Below are 19,548 nucleotides of genomic sequence, written 5' to 3'. Positions count from 1 at the left end.
TTAAACTTTCTTAATTGCAGATTTGCCGAAGAGACCGGATGGCTTATAAGCCAGCACCAGCAGTAACAAGATCAATCCTGGCACATCTTTGTAACCAGTAGAAATATAGAAGCCAGTCGCAGTTTCTACGATTCCTAAAATCAAACCACCAACAATAATTCCGAGGCCGCTAGAGAGACCGCCAATAATGGCAACAGCAAATGCCTTCAGACCCAATGCGCCACCCATGGTTGCACCAGTTAAGGTTAATGGCGCAATCAATACACCAGCAAAAGCAGCGGTAAGTGATGACAAAGCGTAAGAGAAAGTAATCACCATACTGGTATTAATACCCATCAGGCCAGCAGCATCGCGGTCATTTGCAGTCGCTACTACTGCTTTACCGTAGATCGTTTTACGGTTAAAGAATTCCACTAAGAACATCATAACCAAAGCACCGACGACAACTAAAATTTCCATTGGAAGAATGTTGGCGCCCAAGAAGCTCATTGGCTCCATTGGCAATGGTGATGGAAATGGTAAGGCATCACGACCCCAAATATTTTCAGCAACGTTTTTGAAAATGATGCCGAGTGCGATGGTAGACATAATCCAACCGAACTCAGATTTAATTTTGATCGCTGGACGCACACCAATGAGCTCAACAAAGCTACCTTGAATCATGCCGAATAAACACACTACGGGAATCATTAACCAATAGTTCATGCCAAAGGTATCTACGCATGTCAGGCCAACCAAGGCGCCCAACATCAAGGCTTCGCCTTGACCGAAATTCAATGTGCCAGATGTGGCAAAAGTGAGCTGAAAGCCGAAAGCGATGACCGCGTAGATCATCCCCACCGCTATGCCGCTCGAGAGGATTTGTGCAAACATGTCCATGTTATTGGCCTAAATATACTTAAAACTGTTTTATTAACGAATCCGTCATTGTAAGCAAAGCGCCGCTTTATGGGCGGCGCTTTGCACGTACTTATGTTGCAGTGCAGAAAAAACTTCTTCCACACCCTTCCTGAGGCAAATTACTTCTTCTTAGCAGTTGCGTCTTCAGCGTTCAAGAACTCAACACGACCGTTCTCTACAACGCCCATGACAACGTCTTTAGCTTTGATTGCCTCGTGATCAGCTTTGGTAAACGGCTTGTTGTAAGTCATCACAACACCATCAACTGGAGTATTCAAGTTTTCTAGAGCAGCCACAATCTTTGGCCCCTCAGTGCTATTCGCTTGCTTGATCGCTGCAGCCAATAGGTATACAGAATCGTAACCTTGAGCTGCTGATACTGGGGAAGCGATGATGCCGTTCTTAGGTTTGAACTCTTTCAGGTAAGTTTCAACAAACACTTTACGTTTTGGAGTTGTTGGGGGATTTTGAATAAAGGTCTCAGGCATTGTTGCGCCGTTACCATTTTTGCCTGCAGTATCAATAAAGCTAGCCATAGACAATGTCCAGCTTCCGATGATTGGCTTTTTCCAACCCAACTTTGCCATGCCATTCGCAATTTGCGCTAACTCAGGTCCAATTGCATAGGTCAAAATGACATCAGCTCCAGCATTTTTCGCCTTGAGCAGCTGTGAAGTCATGTCAACGTCACCGATGTTGAATTTTTCTTCAGCAACCGGTGTAACACCATAGGTCTTAAGCGCCTTTTCTAAGTCTTCACGACCCAATTGACCGTAGTTTGTAGAGTCGGCCAAGATGGCCACCTTCTTGAGGCCTCGCTTCTCAACCGCCTCTTTAGCAATCATTGGAGCTTGAATCACATCAGGCGCGCCATTACGGAAAACATAATTTTCTGGTGCATTTGGAAATTGATGAGTAATCAAAGTTCCTGTAGCTACGTTATTCATTACTGGGATTTTGGCTTCTTGGTAAAAACGCTGTGAAGCCAAAGCAACGCCAGTGTTAATAAAGCCCAAAGTAGCAACCACTTTTTCGTTGTTGATCAACTCTTGAGCGATTTGTACACCACGTTCATTTTTAGCTTCATCATCGCGCTCAACCAAAACAATTTTATTGCCATTAACACCGCCAGCGGCATTAATTTCTTTAGCAGCAAGACGAACACCGTCACGCATACTTACACCCATTGAGGCAGAGCCGCCAGTGAATGGTCCTGAAACACCAAGCTTGATATCGGCAGCGTAAGCGCCAGTTGTAAACATTGCAGCAGCAGCAACTGCAAAAATGTGATGACGAATATTCATAAAGTCTCCATGACTAAAAATTGCTAATTAAATAAATACTTTTTTATTGGTAAAACTTATACCGAATTTCTATCTTACTGTTAATGCAAGGGCAAAAAAAGGGCTTTGTATTAGGGTTTTACATTAGCCCCAGAAGCCAAATCCTTAGCCTAGGTGATGCTTTATTTTTGATTCAAGGCTTGGCCAAAATAAGTTAACGACCAAGCCTGCAATCACTAGGCCAGCAGCCAATATCTTCCAGGTTGGTAGAGGCTCACTTAAAAAATAGGCAGATGCCCCCATTCCAAAGATGGGCACTAAAAGCGGGGTTGGTGCTACCAAAGCTGCTGGGTGTTTGGATAACAACCACCCCCAAGCGGCATAGCCAAAAAGCGTATTTCCCCAAGACTGCCATAGGACTCCGAGCCATGCCCCCAAAGGCGCAGAAGCCATTGTCGAACTCATATGCTCCCAGCCCCCTTCAAAGAAAAGGGATATCAGAAACAGTGGAGGAATTGAAAATGCACTGGCCCAAACAACGTAAGAGAACATATTGATCGATCCAGCACTGCGGCTGACTGTATTAGCAGCCCCCCATGAAAGACCAGCAAAAACCACTAAAGCCAAGCCCATAAAAGTAGTTGACGCATCTGTGTGCAGCGCAATAATTCCCAAACCCGTCATTGCAACGCCAACTGCTACGACTTGATAGCGTTTTAGACCCTCTTTTGCAAAGAACATTGCAAAGCCGATCGTAAAAAATACTTGAGTCTGAATGACCAGTGATGCCAAGCCGGGAGAAATACGGCCATCAATCGCAAAATACATGACCCCAAACTGCCCTACCCCTGTGGCCAGTCCATAGGCACAAAGATTACGCCAAGATACTTTTGGCCTAGGCACAAAAAAGACGATGGGAAGTAGCGCAAAAAAGTAACGCAGCGCCGCAAACAAAAATGGTGGAAAAGCCTCGAGCGAAATCTTAATGACGACAAAGTTAGTGCCCCATACCGCCACAATAGCCAAAGCCAAGAGCAGGTGGCTCAAAGGCAGTCGGTCACTCCGCTGCGGACTATTCACGCGTGAGCAGCTCTGCCACGCGCTGGGCAATCATCATTGTTGGTGCTGCTGTATTACCAGAGGTGATGGTTGGCATCGCTGATGCATCAACAACGCGCAAGTGATGAATACCTCTCACCCGCAACTGAGAATCAAGGACTGCCATAGGATCATCAGCGCGACCCATCTTACAAGTGCCTACTGGATGAAAAATCGTTGTGCCAATATCTCCCGCAGCTTTCACCAACTCTTCATCCGTTTGATATTGAATGCCTGGTTTGTATTCCTCAGGGGTGTATGGCTTTAACGCTGGGCTATGAGCGATACGCCGAGTGAGTCTCAATGACTCAGCCGCTACTTTTCGATCTTCCTCAGTCGATAAGTAATTCGGATGTATGAGTGGTGGCGCCTCGGGATCAACGGAGTTGATGTGCACACTACCGCGCGATGTGGGTCGCACATTACAGACACTCGCTGTAAAGGCATTAAAAGAATGCAAATCCTCGCCAAACTTTTCCAGCGACAAAGGTTGAACGTGATATTCCACATTCGCACTCTTTTGCTCAGGAGAACTATAAGCAAATGCGCCCAGCTGTGAAGGTGCCATAGACATCGGTCCAGAGCGCTTCAACAGATACTCCAAGCCAATCATCATCTTGCCCCATAGAGTATTGGCTTTAGTGTTTAAAGTTTTAATACCGCTGACTTTGTAAACCATCCGTAATTGCAAATGGTCTTGCAGATTCTCACCGACGCCCGGTAAATCTTGAATGACTGGAATTCCTAAGGCATTTAGACGTGCTGCGGTACCGACTCCCGAACGTTCCAAAATTTGTACGCTGCCAATTGCGCCAGCACATAACAAGACTTCGCCACCCTGCTTAATGGAACAGAGTGCTTCTTGCCGTTCGCCATCTTTGAGATATTCCACTCCATAACAATTTTTACTGTCGGCATCAATTTTGAGTTTATCGACTATGGCTTCAGTAATGATTGTGAGATTGCTACGCTTGGAAGCATCTTTTAAAAATGCTTTAGAGGTATTCAGGCGCCAACCAGCGCGTTGACTCACATCAAAGTAGCCAACGCCAAAATTATCCCCGCAATTGAAATCATCTGAAGCAGGAATTCCAGCTTCTACTGCAGCCTCTTTAAATTTATCCATGATGGGCCAACGAAGACGCTGCTTCGAAACCGTCCACTCACCACCTTTGCCATGCCACTCATTGGCATCGCTGTGATAATCCTCGAACTGTTTATAACGCGCAAGCGCATTCGCCCAAGACCAAGCATCATCCCCCGTCGCCTGTACCCAAGATTCGTAATCACCCGCTTGGCCACGCATATAAATCATGCCGTTGATCGACGAGCACCCACCTAGGACTCTGCCACGTGGATAAAGCAAAGAACGTCCATTCAGACCCGCTTCATTCACGGTCTTAAAGCGCCAATCTGCCCTGGGGTTATCAATGCAATACAAATAGCCCACCGGAATATGAATCCAGATGTAGTTATCGTTCTTTCCAGCCTCAATGAGCAATACCTTTTTCAGGGGGTTCTCAGACAAGCGCTTAGCCAGCATGCAGCCGGCACTGCCAGCCCCAATGATGATGTAGTCGTAAGTATTTGCAGAAGTCATGGTTTTTAAGTCAGATATAACTGATTTCGCCCTATTATTTACCAAAGTTCAAAATTGAGTATCCAAATGCATTTCAATACCCGTCTAAAATGACGCAATGCACATTAATGAGAAGAACCGGACGCCGAAGATAGCTGAGCCTGATGATGGTCCAAGCAAGTCTGAGCTAAAACGCCAAATGACTGAACGTCAGAAGCTGGCAGAAGTTCTCGCCGCCCTCAGTAATGATGCCCTCAAAACCATCCCTATGGATGAGGCAATCAAGATAGCGATTGCCGAGACAAATAAAATCAAAAGTTTCGAAGCCATTCGTCGTCATAAACAATATCTTGGAAAGCTCATGCGCTTTCTAGATGATGAAGAACTCGATGCGATTCAAAAGCGTTTGGATGCCATTCAAGGCGTGAGCAAAGCAGAAACCGCCAAGCTCCATTTTTTAGAGAGCTATCGTGATCGCTTAATTGCCAATGATGAGGCCTTCACAAAGATGATTGAGCAATATCCCGATATGGATATTCAGAATATGCGCACCTTAATTCGGAACGCGCGCAGAGAAAAAGAACTAAATAAACCACCCAAAGCCTATCGCGAGATTTTCCGCGTCCTCAAGGATATGGGTCTTTAGACTTTGAGTTTCAGCGATGGGACTTCAACCCATCGATATAGATAGTTTGCCGCTATCGTGCTGGACACCACAACTCCCAGCACTAATACTAGCGCCAATACGCCACTTTCATGGGCATGCATCCCTGTAGCAATATATAAAGTATTCGCTAATAAAATGAATGCGAAGTGAATCAGAAATGCGCTGTATGAGCGCGCGCTACCCCAGGAGATTGCTCTCAGAATAAATTCTGTATTTTTTCCAAGCGAGGGATAAGGCATATTTCCCCAAAGCAATAGCGCTATAGCCACAAACCAAGCAAGAAAGTTTCTTAACCAAATTTGCTGGAAAGAAGAGATGACGATGATGAGGCCAATCACTACGAGTGCAGTCTTCGCTAGACGATTAACGCCTTTATCTGCGAAGCGTTTCGCCAAATAGGCTAAGACACCGAGCCCATAAGACCCGATGAAGTAGATGAAGTAAGCCTCATATTCGCCCGAGCGATTAAAAAATAACAGTGAGCTCACCGCCAAAATGCTGATCACCCAAATAACTGCTTGATAACTGGGATAGGAAATCAACAAAATAGCCAAGATGGCATAGAGCTGCCAATCAATGGCGATATACCAAGCGCCTGCAGAAATGGAATCTAAGCCCAGAATGCCTTGAATAAAAAAGAGGTGCGCTAAAAATTGCCCTAAGGTTTCAGACTTGCCTACGAATTCATCATTCACCCAAAAGCGCGCGATATAGGCGCAAAGAATCGTCAATAGGAGCGCTGCTGCATAAGGACCGAATAAACGAAGATATCGATTCAGGATGACCTTCAGCAAACCTTGGGCACTAAATTTGACTGTGGCAAAACGACTCAGTGATTGCGCAGCTAAATACCCCGCCATGACCAAAAAGATTTGCACTGCATAGCGACCATACTCGAACAACCAAGTCATGATTCCAGGCAAAACACTGCGTGCGTCTTCTGCAATTTGACCGTAACTCGAGAGATGGTGAAGAATAATTAAAAGCGCCGCTAAGACCTTGAGTAAATCAATGAGAAAAAGCGGCTGCTGACGTGCTGATGTTTGCAATGAAGGGGCTACATATTAGGATTGACTATCAATTAAGAGAGGCGGCATATGCGGCTAAAGCCTCAATATCCTCATCACTTAATCCTCTTGCTGCACTTCCCATTGTGCCATCCATATCAATACGGCTACCCGAGCGAATGTTTTTAAGCTGGGTTACCAGATACTCCGGAGACTGACCTGCTAGGCGAGCAATATGTTTTTGCCCTTGAAGCTGCGCCCCATGACACGAATTGCAATATTGAGTACTGGAAATTTGCGCGCCCTTGGTAATCTTCTCGGGATTACCCGATTTTGCGGGAGGCGGTGGCAAAGCAGAGTAATAAGCGGCGATGTCACGCATATCTTGATCGCTCAAGGCCATAGAGATTCCTTCCATGCCCCCACCCTTACGTTGCTGTCCTCGGAATTGAATCAGCTGATAGGTAATAGACAAAGAAGGTTGTGTTGCCAGGTTTGGAATCTCTGCTGATGAAGAAATACCATTTTCACCATGACAAGCAAAGCACATTTGCGCCTTTGCTTTGCCAGCAACAGCATCAGGGGGCGCTGCAAATACAGCACCTAGATTAGTCGTAAAAAAGGCCACCACAAGGATGGCCTTAGTATTTCTGATCAATTTCATTTGCCGTAAGAAACGCGGAAGATAGCGCCAGTCTCGTCATCAGATACGAGCATAGAACCATCTTTCAACATTTGTACGTCAACTGGACGACCCCAGAACTTGTCACCATCTAACCAACCAGTAACGAATGGCTCAGATTTCACAACCTTGTTCTTGGAATCCAATACAACGCGAACTACTTGATAGCCAACGCGCTGAGTCTTATTCCATGAACCATGTTCCGCAATAAAGATATTGCCTTTGTACTCTGCTGGGAATTGTTTGCCGTTATAGAAACGCATACCCAATGCGGCAACGTGAGCACCTAAGTTGTAGACAGGTTTATCGAACTCATCGCAAGAACGACCTTTACCAAACTCTGGATCCAAGAAGTCGCCTTGATGGCAGAATGGATAGCCAAAGTTCATTCCCTTAGGACGAACCAAGCGATTCAATGTGTCATTTGGCTTATCTTCTGCAACCCAGTCACGACCATTATTGGTAAACCACAATTCTTTGCTACCAGGCTGGAAGTCCATACCTACGCTGTTACGTACGCCAGTGGCAACCGTTTCCAAAATATTAGTTTTGAGGTTTAAACGAACGATCGTTGCATGAGTAGCTGGTGGCACCACAATATTAGCTGGTGTACCGATCTGGAAATACAAATACTGGCCATCTGGGCTCAGCTTCATAAACTTCCAACCGTGTGGCTCATCTTTAGGCAAAGCATCAAACACTACAACTGGTGCAGGTGGGTTATCTAAGTTTTGCTCAATGTTGTCATAGCGAATAATGCGTGATAGCTCAGCTACATAGAGTGAGCCATTTGCAAACGCTACGCCATTTGGACGATGCAAGCCCTTAGCAATAGTTTTTACTTCACGCTTGCCATCTTTGGTAACTACTGCATAAACGTTACCTGTAAAGCGTGTACCCACAAATACTGTGCCATTAGCTGACTCAGTCATTGAGCGGCCATTTGGCATACCGGATGCCCACAATTCAACTTTGAAACCGGCAGGAACTTTGAGTTTGCTTACCGGAATCTCGTCTGCAGGCATCGCAGAAATACCAGGAGGGTTTGGAGACAAAGAAGGATTCATACCATCAGCGGTTCTGCCCTGCGCCCATGTAGGCGGAATAGCTGGAGCAGCAGCCGGGGCTGGCGCTGGTGCTTGTGCAGATGCGAGGGTGGCAATTGCCAAACCTGCAACCAGCATGAGTGAATGAATATTCTTAAGCTTCATTGGTAAATCTCCTTTTTATTTTTTAATTCTTATGCAAATGGGATGCATAGCGACGCACTTCTGACTGCTATATCTAAACTTTGTTAAATCCTAAAGCATTTTGAAACTATTTACTTACAAACAAAAAACTATTGCGCTGCACCAAATTTCTTAAGCAATGAAGTTGTCAGCCCTAGAAATTAATCCGCGCCCCTACTGTAAAGGCTTGCGGCATACCGGCCTGGTAAGCGCTTGCCTGTGAGGCGATATTGAAAGTCACGTACTGACGATTTAATAAGTTCACTACCGAAGCAAAAACAGAAGCTTGGGAATTCATTTGATAATTTGCCTTTAGACCAATCACCGCATAAGCAGGAACCGGGAGAGATCCGGTTGACATCCATGAGTTGCCAACGTAACGCACTGTAGTGGTAATGCTGGCTTGCGGCACGGGGTAATACGTCACACCAGCGTTTGCCATGTTCTTAGGAACGCCGCCTACTTGTGTATTAATAGGGTCACTCGTAGCACTCCAAGTCAGTACTGTACGGGTGTAGCTATAACCACCATCGAGCGCCCAATTGGGATTGACATCGTGATGGTATTGGACCTCAATACCGCGACTTAATAAATTCTGTTGATTGGTGTAGTAATTAACATTGGTGTAACCACTGCCGCCGACGTTTGCTACACATCCCGCAATTCCGGAAGCGCCACACAAGCTGTTGGCAAATGCTGCATTGGCACTGGTGATCTTGTAACTGGTGATGGCGTTGTTAATGTAGTTATTAAAAGCAGTGAACTGTGCAAAGCCACCCTTCCAACGATAGTCTGTACCCAACTCATAACCCGTCATTGTTTCTGGAGTCAAATTAGGATTTGCTAAGTACCAGCCGCCCACAGAAGAGCCATAGCTTCGCAAAGTGTTATTCATGCTGGGCGCATGAAACGCTTGATAGGCAGCGCCGCGCAAATCTAAATCCGCACTAGCTTTGTACAAAAGTCCAAGTGATGGACTCAATTGCGTTTTGCTCTTATTGGCAATCGCCTGATAGGTAGGCGCACTGCCAGTATTCTGGTTGTAGTAGGTAGGCGTTTGACTATTCCAAGCATCTACCCGCGCACCCAAGGTTGCCTCAAGGGGAATCGCATTGGCCTTGGACTTTAGTTGGCCGAGCAAGCCGTAAAAGTTTTGCTGACCTTGGGCGTAATTAATAGAAGTCACAGCACTACTAGGCGCTAAGTTATTGGTTTGGTTAGATGCTGAGATATTGCGAGCGTCAACACCCAAAATGTATTGGTCAATACCAGCAGTATTGAGATCATGGGTGTATTGCGCAGATGCACCCAGCGTTGAATAAGGATCGGTGTAGTTGGCATTGATGTATGGCTTATATGGAGCAGTCGTAAAGTTATTGGCTGTCTGCTTATAAAAATTGGTGTTTTGGTAATACACATTCACTTGCGCTTTTTTATCCACATCCAATTTTGTCGTGGTGCCACCGGCGACATCAGTTGTCTGAATCAAGTTTGTGGCGATCGCATAGTTATTACTGAGATCGGCCATCGTGCTGTAGCCCATCCTAAAGAAACCATTGGTATCGGGCGAAGCCTTAAAGTAATTCTGTAAGCGAACATTGGTGTTCTTAACGGTATCCGTACCCATGCCGTTTTTAATATTACTTGGCGATCCTGGAGATATCGTGGCGTAGTTCTGAAAACCTTCGCTCGCAAAGTAATCAGCCGAAAAGCGCATCTGCATATCATCAGAAACAATCAAATCCTTGGAAGCCGAAACATTACCAGTACCAAACGAGCCGTAGCTTGCCGTTACATCTTGGGAGCTATTTTTCGGAGTTCTGGTATTGACGTTAATGACGCCACCCATGCCATAGTTACCCCATAGACTAGAGACACCTCCGCGTACAAATTCAACTGACTCAATGGAAGACAAAGGCATCTGATTCCATTGCACCGTACCGTAAAAGGCGTCGTTTGCAGGCAAACCATCAATCAGAACTAAGGTGCGGCCGTAACCCAAGCCACGCACGTTAATACTTTGACCGGTTGGGTCCTTCTGGTAATAAGGCACATCGTTGAGAAAAACACCGGGAACGTTTTTGAGCACTTGATCAATTGTTTGATCAGGTGAGGACTCGATCACCTCTTTAGTCAAAATCGTGGTGTTTAAAGGAATCTGATCAAGCGGGGTATCTGAACGTGTCGCATTGACAATGACGTCGTTTAACTTCTGATCGTAATTTGGTGGGGGTGCAATTTGCGCCCATGAATTCATTGCCTGCGGAACGATTGCAAGCAAGCACACCTTAAGGCTCAAGCGAAAAAACGGACTCATGAGATCAACGTCGCAACTAAATCTATTTCGACTTAGGTTTGGCTTTTCCCATGAGTGATGCCAGCAAGGGATTAGCTTGCGCCATTTCCTTTTTCGTTAACACTTTGTCTTCGGCAGAGCCGGGTTTAGGAGCTTTGGCCGCATTCTTCATGCGACTAGCAACAGCCAATCCTTTATTTTTATAAAGGTCTGTTTTTTTCATAGTCATGGCTGTTGCTCTTTAAGGCGAATTACGTGGGATAAATTATTTTGCTAATGAACGAGCTGCTAAACCCAAGAAGAGCATTGACCAGCCCTGCAGCAGCAACTCCACAGCAATTAATAAACCAGGTAACCACAAGCTTGAAGATGGGTAGTTATTCATAATCATTAGACCCATCAGGATGGAAATAGCTGCTGAAAGCGCCAACCAAAACCATTCACCGAAAACGCGATGCTGAAATGCGGAAACCAAGCGTAAGAAGCCTGTCACAAAGAAAATAGCTGCCAGCCATAAAGTAATCACTTCAAGCGCTGGGATAGGAAACGCCCAGGTATATAAGCCTGCAGCAATATACAAGACTGCCAGGATGACTTGAACGCTCACACTCTTCCAGCCAATTGACTTCACTGCGTGTGCGCCTTGCAATACGCCACCCACAATTAAGAAGGCGCCCAAAACATTAATGGATACAAAAGAGAACAGTGTCTGACCTGCAACACCGATCATGCCAAGTACGATAAATAAAATTCCCAAACCAATTAATGCACCAGGCACTTTTGCTGCCGCGCCTAATACTGCTGTTCGCATTGCTTTTACTTGTTCGATTGTTGGGTCAGCCATGAAATTCTCCTATAAGGGTGCTGCAAAAAAATACTGCAAAAATTGCGAAATAAATTCTAGAAACTATAGAGTGTTATCAACCGAGTCAATAAACTCCCGAATGATTTTATTAAAGACCGCCGGCTGTTCGATATTCGATAAATGCGCAGCTTCTTCAATGAGTACCATTTTTGATCCATCAATCATACGATTAAGTACGATCGCTTGCTCTACTGTACAGGCTGGGTCTTGGCGACCAGTCAAGACTAGGGTTGGGGCCTTGATCTTGAGGAGCATAGTGGTTTGAGCCATATCTCGGACCGCACTCGCGCAGCCGATATAACCTTCAACTCCGGTACCCAAAATCATTTGGCGGACTTTTTCAATATCTTGCGGAGCACGTTCAATGAAGGGCGCAGTAAACCAGCGTTTGATAGTGCCGTCTACCAAACCGGGGATGCCATCTTTGCGCGCAATCTCAAAACGCTCTTCCCATAAATTACGTGGTGGCATTTCACTGGCGGTGTCGCATAAGGATAAGGAGTAAACGCGCTCAGGATAGCGGGCGCCCATTTGCTGGCCAATCATGCCGCCCATGGATAGGCCAATGAAATGCACTTTCTGAATATTCAGTGCATCTAATAAAGCCACGGCATCATCTGCCAATTGACTAATAGAATATGGGCCAGGAGTGGTTTGCGAGCCCCCGTGACCACGCTTGTCATAACGCAAGACGCGGTAGCGATCTGCTAAAGCTGGAATATTCCAATCCCACATTGAATAGTTGGACATCAAGCTATTGGCCATCAGAATCACGTGACCCTCTTCAGGACCATCAAAACGATAGGCCACTTCGAGTCCATTTACAGAAATTGTCTTTTGTTCTTGCTTCTGAGTCATTTGTCTCTGCTTTCTTTATATCTTTGTCTAATACTATTTATGTAATCTTGAGAGCATGTTAGATTATCCAATGAAACTATAAAAATTATTCAAGGAGACACGATGTACATAGCCCAGCGCCCAGGGGGTCACACCCATACCTTCCTCAGACTCAGCATAGGCTTAGGGCTTGCCATTGGCATCAGCCTGAGTTATGCCCAAGGCAAAGTTCAAAATTATCCCGATCACACCGTCAGAATGGTCGTTCCACTGACTACTGGATCCGGGGCTGACATCGCCGGACGCGTTGTTGCCAAGAGTCTTTCGGAGACCTGGAAACAATCCGTCATTATTGAGAACCGCCCAGGAGCCGGTGGATTAATTGGTACCGGCGTTGTGGTGAATGCTGAACCGGATGGCTATACCCTGCTCGTGCAATCCGCCTCATATGCTGCAAACCCAGCCATCTACAAAAAGCTGCCTTACGATCCACTCAAGAGCTTGATCAATGTCGCCATTTTGGGACAAACACCTTATGTGATGATCACTGCGGCTGATAGCCCCTATCAAACGATCCGCGACTTGGTGATTGCTGCCAAATCCAAGCCTGGTGAAATTACATTTGCTTCCGCAGGTGTCGGTAGCTCTACTCATCTAGCAGCGGAGTATTTCAATCAGTTGATGGGCGTCAAACTGATTCACGTTCCCTACAAGGGTTCACCTGAAGCAATTCAGGACACCATGTCTGGACGCACTGCGTTCTATATGGCGCCATTAGATACTGCAATTGGTCAACTCAAAGGCGGTAAATTACGCGCCCTTGGTGTTACCAGCAAAACACGGAATGCTGCCGTACCGGATATTCCTAGTATTGCTGAACAAGGCTATCCTAATTTTGAAATCGGTTTATGGTTTGGTGTTTGGGCACCTGCAGGAACACCAAGCGCAATCGTAAATAAGATTAATCAAAGCGTGAACCAATCCATGCAAGATCCCGAGGTGAAGGCAGCTTATGAAACCAAAGGCATCAAAGCAACACCAATGAGCACTGCGGAATTTAGTAAGTTTGTGCGTGAAGAGATGGCGAAGTATTTAAAGATTGCTAAAGAAGCAGCCATTGAGCCTCAATAATTCTTCAGCGCCTTTGTGCCAAGCCCCTGATGCGGAAATACGTTCACCCAAAATCGTATTTCTAAAGGGGGCGGTCGATTGTCATGCGCATGTCTGTGGGCCAGCCGACCTATTCCCTTATACAAATGAACGCATCTACACGCCACCCGATGCCACACTAGATAGTTACAACACCCTACTGCATATGTTGGGCGTTGATCGCGCCGTATTAGTGCAACCTAGCGTCTATGGCGCTGATAACCGCGCCATGCTGGCAGCCCTAAAACAGCATCCTGAAAAATTTCGGGGTGTAGCGGTAATTGCTGACAATGCGACTGATCAAGAGCTTGAAGCATTGCATCAGGCCGGTGTTCGTGGTGTACGTTGCAATATTGTGGATGTCGCTGATAAATCTGCTGGGCTGCCAATGGAATATCTCACCAACTTAGCCAAGCGCATTGCTCCATTTGGCTGGCACCTCGAGTTACTGATGCATGTGAATGAGTACCCCAATCTTGCTTTAGTCTTTGAAGACTTTCCAGTAGATTTAGTGTTTGGTCATTTTGGATATGCGCATGTAAAGCATGGCGTGAATGATCCTGGCTTTCAGGGCTTGCTAAATTTGATGCGTGAACAAAAAGCGTGGGTCAAAATGACGGGTCCTTATCGCATTTGCGATGGTAACTTGCCTTATGCTGATATGCGCCACATGAATGATGCCGTGATTGCGGCAAATCCAGCGCAATTGATCTGGGGTAGCGATTGGCCACACGTAATGGTCAAAAAGCAAATGCCCCATGATGCCGACCTTTGCGATCTTTTTGGCGCCTGGGTGAGTGATTTGGCCTTACGAAAATCGATCCTGGTGGATAACCCCTGTATCCTTTACGACTTTCCAGCACTATATTAAGCAGACTTTTGCATTAAGGAGCAGTAATTCATGAGCACTTCTTTAACGATCATTTTGGGCATTGTTGCCATCCTCCTGCCTTTAGTGGTGGGGCGTCTGTACTGGAAGAGATTTGACCATTACTTCGGAAGAGGTGATGAGGCTTACATGGATACTTTGGAATACTTCCTTAAGAAAATTGGCTCCACTGTATTGATCGCCTTCATCATTCTTTGGTTAGGCATGAGCTTAGTATTTAGCGGTAACGCTGGCTCTTAATGGCGATGAATGATCAACTGATCACTATCCTGCGTAAGGCAAAGTTAAACTTTGCCATCTTGGGAGGCATCCTACTGATAGCCGTTGTAGGTAAATTTGTAGACCCTGAGTTAACCAACCGAATATTTGTGACTGCTGATCAATTGGTTTCCGAGCTCTACCTGATCTTTGTTGCTATCACCTTAGGTGCCTTTATCCCCAACTTTAAGCTAGTTGCTTTTGGTGCGATTGGCGCCTTTATTGGGGCTGCCGTATTGATTCATTTGGGAATCTTTACTTACCTTACTACTGAATATCTTTTTGCGGTACTGATTGTTGTCTTGGGATTTGCATCGATTGCTAACCTATATCGACACTATCAAGAGTTTAGGCTTTAAGCTGCTATCTTAAAGACCCTGATCCTAGGTTCTATTTCCCTCTGAAGCGTTCGCTTTGCCATTCGCATATCGTACTCAGACTGGAGATTCATCCAAAAGCGTGGGTCCATTGCAAAAAATATTCCCAGCCGCAATGCCGTATCAGCAGTAATCGGTCGAGTTCCGTGCACAATTTCACTAATGCGACTTGGTGATACATCAATATCGGCAGCCAATTGACGTGCTGTTATTCCCATAGGCTTCATAAATTCCTCGAGCAATATTTCACCTGGATGAATTTCTTCTAATAATTTGGTCATCATATTTCCTTAGTGGTAATCCACAATTTCTACTTTGTGTGCGCCATCCTCTTTCCAAACAAAACATATTCGCCATTGGCCGTTAATACGAATACTGTGTTGGTCATTACGTCTACCCTGCAAACACTCCAACATGTTCCCAGGTGGAATGCGCAAATCTAATAAATTTGTAGCGGCATGAATTTGCAACAATTTACGGCGCGCTATTCTTTCAAAACTTCTAAACCTCCGTGAGGATTTGCTATTAAATAAATCTTCAGTTTCTTTACAGGAGAATGAATGAATCATGCCCTATAATATTCCGTATAGCAGAATCTGTCAAATAGAACATTTGTCACTTTCAACCCCATCTCTAAGCCACCAGCTCCAAATAAAAAGCCCCGAGTTCATCGGGGCTTTTTATTTGGAGCTTACTAACTTCTTATTTCTCAAGTGCCCCATAGATTACGGAGTTCAATTGTTCTCGATGAATTTTGCGAATGTCGCCAGGAGCAACCCCCATCATCACCACCACCATTTGCTCTTTTGGATCAGCCCAGAATACAGTGCCGTTAGCGCCATTCCAAGTGAAGTCGCCAACGTTGCCATTAATTGCTGAGAGACCACGCTCCATGCGTACCGCGACCCCCAAACCAAACCCATAACCTACACGTCCAGGCTCTGTTAGGCCAACATTGTTTTTGATATCTTTATTTAAATGGTTGGAGGCCATGAAGGTAACGGTCTGCGGACCCAGTACGCGCTTGCCGTCCAGGCTTCCCCCATTGAGCAGCATTTGACCAAAGCGGATGTAATCACCCGCTGTTGAGAATGCGCAGGAGCCACCACAATCAAACTTCACACCCTTGGTCAAAATATCGACCTTCTGTGGCTTGCCATTCATTGGATCTACCGGCAAAGGTTGCGCTAAGCGAGCGCGACTCTTTTCTGGAACGTTAAAAGTGGTATCCGGCATGCCCACTTTGTTCCATATGCGTTCGCGCAATACAGTATCAAGTGGCTTGCCCGCAATCTTTTCTTCAATCACACCGACAACATCAATACCAAAGCCATAATCCCAAACGGTACCTGGCTCATACAACAATGGTGTGCTGGCTAGCTTCTCTACAAATTCTTGCGCGTTATATTGCATCGCCGCTGGAGCAGATCCCGCTGGATACATCTTATGAACTGGTGTAGCACCACGTCCACCATACGTTAAGCCACTCGTGTGACGCAATAAATCTTGTACGGTGATCTGATTTTTTGCGGGAACTACATTGAGCTTTCCTTCAGCATCAACTTGCCCTACTTTCATTTCTTTAAATTGCGGCAACCAATTGGAGATTGGTGCATTCAGAGGCAGCTTACCTTCTTCATAAAACGTTAAGGCGCCTACTGAGGCCATCACCTTCGTCATTGAAGCCAAATTAAAGATCGCATCGGTCGTCATTGGTTTGTTATTGGCTTTGTCCAAATAACCATAGGACTTATAAATACTGAGCTTGCCATTCTTCGCAACAGCCAACACCGCGCCAGGCATGCGATTGTTGGCAATCTCATCGGCAAAAAAGGCATCAATACGCTTTAAGCCCTCTTGAGAAAATCCTTGCCCGGCATTCATCGGCAATGGGGTCTTAGGGGCATCTGCGGCATAAATGCTTGCACTGGCCAGTAATCCAGCAATTAGGCTGGCAGCCTGTAATTTTTTCATTTCGTCTCCGTTGTTTTATAGGTCTTTTATTGAGGAACTTTGTCCTTCTACGCATTGAAACAGAGTTTTCGGGGTTTAGCCTCAGGAGATGCTCTTATATACCAATATTGATATATAGGAAGCACTTTTAATTCTTTTGAGAAATAACCGGCAAATATGACAATAGCCCACTTATGTATAAATACGATGCCATTGACCAGACCCTTGTAGACCAACGGGTAGCCCAATTTAGAGACCAGGTTGAGAGACGCCTCAACGGCACTTTGGCCGAAGAAGAATTTCGCCCCTTGCGCCTCCAAAATGGTCTTTACCACCAACGTCACGCTTATATGCTGCGTGTTGCAATTCCATATGGATTATTTAGTGCCAAGCAATTACGTACCTTGGCATTGATCGCTGAAAAATACGATCGTGGCTACGGTCACTTCACTACTCGCCAGAACATCCAATACAACTGGGTCAATCTAGAAGAAACTCCCGATATCTTGGCTGAACTCGCCAAAGTAGAAATGCATGCCATTCAAACTTCGGGCAACTGTATTCGCAATATCACGAGCGATGCATTTGCAGGCGTAGCGGCTGATGAATATGTCGACACTCGCCCTATCTGTGAATTACTCCGTCAATGGTCAACTTTACATCCTGAGTTTGCCCATCTACCTCGCAAATTTAAGTTTGCCATTAATGGCGCTAAAGAAGATCGCACTGTCTTGCTCTGTCACGACGTAGGTATTGAGCTCCATAAAAATGCCGCAGGTGAATTGCTCGCCAATCTTTATGCTGGCGGCGGCATGGGTCGCACCCCTATTTTGGGATCCCTCATCAAACAAGATTTACCTTGGCAATTGCTGCCCAGTTACTTAACGGCGCTCTTGAGGGTCTACAACCGCTTTGGCCGTCGTGACAATCTCTATAAGGCTCGCATCAAGATCTTAGTGAAGGCTTTAGGTCCGGAAGAATTTGCCCGTCAAGTTGAAGGTGAATGGGTTCATATCGCCAATGGGGATGACAACTTCACTCAAGCTGAATGGGATCGCGTTGCTAAGCATTTCACTAAGCCTGCTTATAAAACATTGGTCAACTTCACTACTGAGCAATTGATTGCAAGCGTTCCCCAATCTGACCAAGTAGCTTTTGCACGCTGGCATGAACGTAATGTTAAAGCGCATCAAGTGCCTGGCTACGCTAGCGTTATTCTTTCTCTCAAGCATCATGGCATTGCCCCAGGCGATGCCACCACTGCGCAAATGCATGCGATTGCGGATTTATCTGAGCAATTTAGTTTTGGAGAGTTACGCGTCACGCATGAACAAAATTTAGTGCTTGCCGATGTAGAGCAAACGCAACTTTTTGCTCTGTGGGAAGAAGCCAAGAAGCAAAAAATTGCTCTGCCTAATATTGGTTTACTCACCGACATCATCGCTTGTCCTGGTGGTGACTTCTGCTCATTAGCGAATGCCAAGTCATTACCGATTGCAAAAGCCATTCAGGAGCGCTTTGATGACTTAGATTATTTATATGATCTCGGCGACATTAGCCTCAACATCTCTGGATGCATCAACTCCTGTGGTCATCATCACGTTGGCAATATTGGTGTGCTTGGAGTCGATAAAGACGGTGAAGAGTGGTACCAAATTACCCTGGGTGGCGAACAAGGGAACGATGCTGCCATTGGTAAGGTCATTGGTCCTTCTTTCTATGCCGATGAAATCCCCAATGTGATGACCAGCATTATTGATACCTATGTTGGCCAACGTAGCGAAGAAGAGTCCTTCATTGAGACTTACCGTCGCTTAGGAGTCGCACCGTTTAAGGAGGCTGCCTACAAGAATGCTCGAGCAAAAGCAGCTAAGCAGGATGCAGTAGGAGTAAACCCATAATGACAACTGTAATTAGCTCTCAATTTAATCCGCAAATCATTCGCTTTCCAAAGGACGGTAAACCTGCGCTTGCTGCTAATGAATGGCAAGTCTGGAATGGTGAACAGGATGAAGGTGGTATTCCCGATCTAGAGCATGGCGCCCATAAGGTCTTGGTGCCGTTTCATTGGTGGATTACGCATCATAAGAATGCCGACATCATTGAACGCGCCAACAAAGGTGAAATCGGTGTTTGGTTTGCTGCGGATGAAGATATTTTGAAACATGCCGATGTGATTGAAGCGGGCAAAAAGATATGGCCTCTAGTCGCAGCACATTTCCCAATCTTTAGAGATGGCAGAAGCTTTAGTACTGCTGCCCTATTGCGTGATCGCTTAGGTTGGCAAGGTGAGATTCGGGCGATTGGTGATGTCCTCATCGATCAACTATTGCAAGGTGCACGTGTTGGCTTTGATAGTTTTGAATTACGTCCAGATCAAAGTCTTGAAGTGGCCTTAAATCAATTCGATTTATTTACCGTCACCACTCAAAATAGCTGGCGTGGTAAACGTTCTTTATTGAATGCAGAGAGTGCTTAA

21 protein-coding genes are annotated in these 19,548 nt (G+C 45.7%); 7 read left to right on the top strand and 14 right to left on the bottom strand.

The features are described 5' to 3' along the window. From ICN47_RS09545 to ICN47_RS09530, 4 genes are all read right to left on the bottom strand, one after another. Positions 1-879 carry a branched-chain amino acid ABC transporter permease gene (locus tag ICN47_RS09545; RefSeq protein ID WP_216219708.1) on the bottom strand — a complete coding sequence of 293 codons (879 nt, stop codon included), beginning with the start codon at positions 877-879 and terminating at the stop codon, positions 1-3. A 140-nt stretch (positions 880-1,019) separates the two neighbouring features. Then, a complete protein-coding gene (locus ICN47_RS09540; RefSeq protein WP_216219707.1) occupies positions 1,020-2,204 on the bottom strand; it encodes an ABC transporter substrate-binding protein in 1,185 nt (394 codons plus the stop codon). Positions 2,205-2,348: 144 nt separating this feature from the next. Further along, entirely contained in the window at positions 2,349-3,236 is an 888-nt protein-coding gene (locus ICN47_RS09535; RefSeq protein ID WP_216219777.1) for an EamA family transporter, read from the bottom strand. A 19-nt stretch (positions 3,237-3,255) separates the two neighbouring features. Beyond that, the gene (locus tag ICN47_RS09530) at positions 3,256-4,881 is read right to left on the bottom strand and encodes a GMC family oxidoreductase (protein ID WP_216219706.1); all 1,626 of its coding nucleotides are present in this window, start codon (positions 4,879-4,881) and stop codon (positions 3,256-3,258) included. A gap of 97 nt (positions 4,882-4,978) precedes the next feature. Here ICN47_RS09530 and yjgA point away from each other — a divergent pair, with 97 nt between their 5' ends. Next, on the top strand, positions 4,979-5,506 hold the full coding sequence (yjgA, locus tag ICN47_RS09525; protein ID WP_216219705.1) for a ribosome biogenesis factor YjgA: 528 nt from the start codon (positions 4,979-4,981) through the stop codon (positions 5,504-5,506). Here yjgA and ICN47_RS09520 read toward each other — a convergent pair. The 7 genes from ICN47_RS09520 to pcaD form a co-directional block, all read right to left on the bottom strand. Then, the gene (locus ICN47_RS09520; RefSeq protein WP_216219704.1) at positions 5,503-6,576 is read right to left on the bottom strand and encodes an acyltransferase; all 1,074 of its coding nucleotides are present in this window, start codon (positions 6,574-6,576) and stop codon (positions 5,503-5,505) included. The genes yjgA and ICN47_RS09520 overlap by 4 nt on opposite strands. A 28-nt stretch (positions 6,577-6,604) precedes the next feature. Beyond that, complete coding sequence (locus tag ICN47_RS09515; protein ID WP_216219703.1) at positions 6,605-7,198, bottom strand: cytochrome c; 594 nt, start codon at positions 7,196-7,198, stop codon at positions 6,605-6,607. Then, the gene (locus ICN47_RS09510) at positions 7,195-8,427 is read right to left on the bottom strand and encodes a sorbosone dehydrogenase family protein (RefSeq protein WP_255538988.1); all 1,233 of its coding nucleotides are present in this window, start codon (positions 8,425-8,427) and stop codon (positions 7,195-7,197) included. The genes ICN47_RS09515 and ICN47_RS09510 overlap by 4 nt, the downstream gene beginning before the upstream one ends. Before the next feature lie 172 nt (positions 8,428-8,599). Then, the gene (locus ICN47_RS09505) at positions 8,600-10,762 is read right to left on the bottom strand and encodes a TonB-dependent receptor (RefSeq protein WP_216219702.1); all 2,163 of its coding nucleotides are present in this window, start codon (positions 10,760-10,762) and stop codon (positions 8,600-8,602) included. A gap of 22 nt (positions 10,763-10,784) precedes the next feature. Further along, a complete protein-coding gene (locus ICN47_RS09500) occupies positions 10,785-10,970 on the bottom strand; it encodes a hypothetical protein (RefSeq protein WP_216219701.1) in 186 nt (61 codons plus the stop codon). Positions 10,971-11,006: 36 nt separating this feature from the next. Next, positions 11,007-11,585: an HdeD family acid-resistance protein gene (locus ICN47_RS09495; RefSeq protein WP_216219700.1), complete on the bottom strand. Its 579-nt coding sequence runs from the start codon at positions 11,583-11,585 to the stop codon at positions 11,007-11,009. A gap of 63 nt (positions 11,586-11,648) precedes the next feature. Next, positions 11,649-12,464 carry a 3-oxoadipate enol-lactonase gene (gene pcaD, locus ICN47_RS09490; RefSeq protein ID WP_216219699.1) on the bottom strand — a complete coding sequence of 272 codons (816 nt, stop codon included), beginning with the start codon at positions 12,462-12,464 and terminating at the stop codon, positions 11,649-11,651. A gap of 102 nt (positions 12,465-12,566) precedes the next feature. On the opposite strand from pcaD, the gene ICN47_RS09485 reads away from it, so the two are divergent. The 4 genes from ICN47_RS09485 to ICN47_RS09470 are packed head-to-tail and all read left to right on the top strand — an operon-like array spanning position 12,567 to position 15,098. Continuing rightward, positions 12,567-13,574 (top strand): tripartite tricarboxylate transporter substrate binding protein, encoded by a 1,008-nt coding sequence (locus ICN47_RS09485; RefSeq protein ID WP_216219698.1) that lies wholly within the window; start codon positions 12,567-12,569, stop codon positions 13,572-13,574. Further along, positions 13,561-14,463, top strand: coding sequence for an amidohydrolase (locus tag ICN47_RS09480; RefSeq protein WP_216219697.1), 903 nt, complete (start codon positions 13,561-13,563; stop codon positions 14,461-14,463). Before ICN47_RS09485 ends, ICN47_RS09480 begins: the two co-directional genes overlap by 14 nt. A gap of 30 nt (positions 14,464-14,493) precedes the next feature. Then, positions 14,494-14,721 (top strand): hypothetical protein, encoded by a 228-nt coding sequence (locus ICN47_RS09475; RefSeq protein ID WP_216219696.1) that lies wholly within the window; start codon positions 14,494-14,496, stop codon positions 14,719-14,721. A gap of 5 nt (positions 14,722-14,726) precedes the next feature. Next, positions 14,727-15,098 (top strand): hypothetical protein, encoded by a 372-nt coding sequence (locus ICN47_RS09470; protein WP_216219695.1) that lies wholly within the window; start codon positions 14,727-14,729, stop codon positions 15,096-15,098. Here ICN47_RS09470 and ICN47_RS09465 read toward each other — a convergent pair. The 3 genes from ICN47_RS09465 to ICN47_RS09455 form a co-directional block, all read right to left on the bottom strand. Beyond that, on the bottom strand, positions 15,095-15,397 hold the full coding sequence (locus ICN47_RS09465; protein ID WP_216219775.1) for a HigA family addiction module antitoxin: 303 nt from the start codon (positions 15,395-15,397) through the stop codon (positions 15,095-15,097). The two genes, ICN47_RS09470 and ICN47_RS09465, sit on opposite strands and share 4 nt — an antisense overlap. 9 nt (positions 15,398-15,406) lie before the next feature. Continuing rightward, entirely contained in the window at positions 15,407-15,685 is a 279-nt protein-coding gene (locus ICN47_RS09460) for a type II toxin-antitoxin system RelE/ParE family toxin (RefSeq protein WP_216219694.1), read from the bottom strand. Between the two features lie 133 nt (positions 15,686-15,818). Next, positions 15,819-17,090, bottom strand: a complete 1,272-nt coding sequence (locus ICN47_RS09455; RefSeq protein ID WP_216219693.1) for a serine hydrolase — start codon at positions 17,088-17,090, stop codon at positions 15,819-15,821. 173 nt (positions 17,091-17,263) lie between these two features. Here ICN47_RS09455 and ICN47_RS09450 point away from each other — a divergent pair, with 173 nt between their 5' ends. Further along, positions 17,264-18,970 (top strand): nitrite/sulfite reductase, encoded by a 1,707-nt coding sequence (locus tag ICN47_RS09450; protein WP_216219692.1) that lies wholly within the window; start codon positions 17,264-17,266, stop codon positions 18,968-18,970. Next, positions 18,970-19,548 carry a DUF934 domain-containing protein gene (locus ICN47_RS09445; RefSeq protein ID WP_216219691.1) on the top strand — a complete coding sequence of 193 codons (579 nt, stop codon included), beginning with the start codon at positions 18,970-18,972 and terminating at the stop codon, positions 19,546-19,548. The genes ICN47_RS09450 and ICN47_RS09445 overlap by 1 nt, the downstream gene beginning before the upstream one ends.

Origin of the sequence: Polynucleobacter sp. AP-Latsch-80-C2, assembly GCF_018882185.1 — a bacterium.
In the GTDB taxonomy this organism is placed as follows: domain Bacteria; phylum Pseudomonadota; class Gammaproteobacteria; order Burkholderiales; family Burkholderiaceae; genus Polynucleobacter.
Note: the sequence above shows the minus strand (reverse complement) of the source record. Positions and strands in the feature narration are given on the sequence as shown.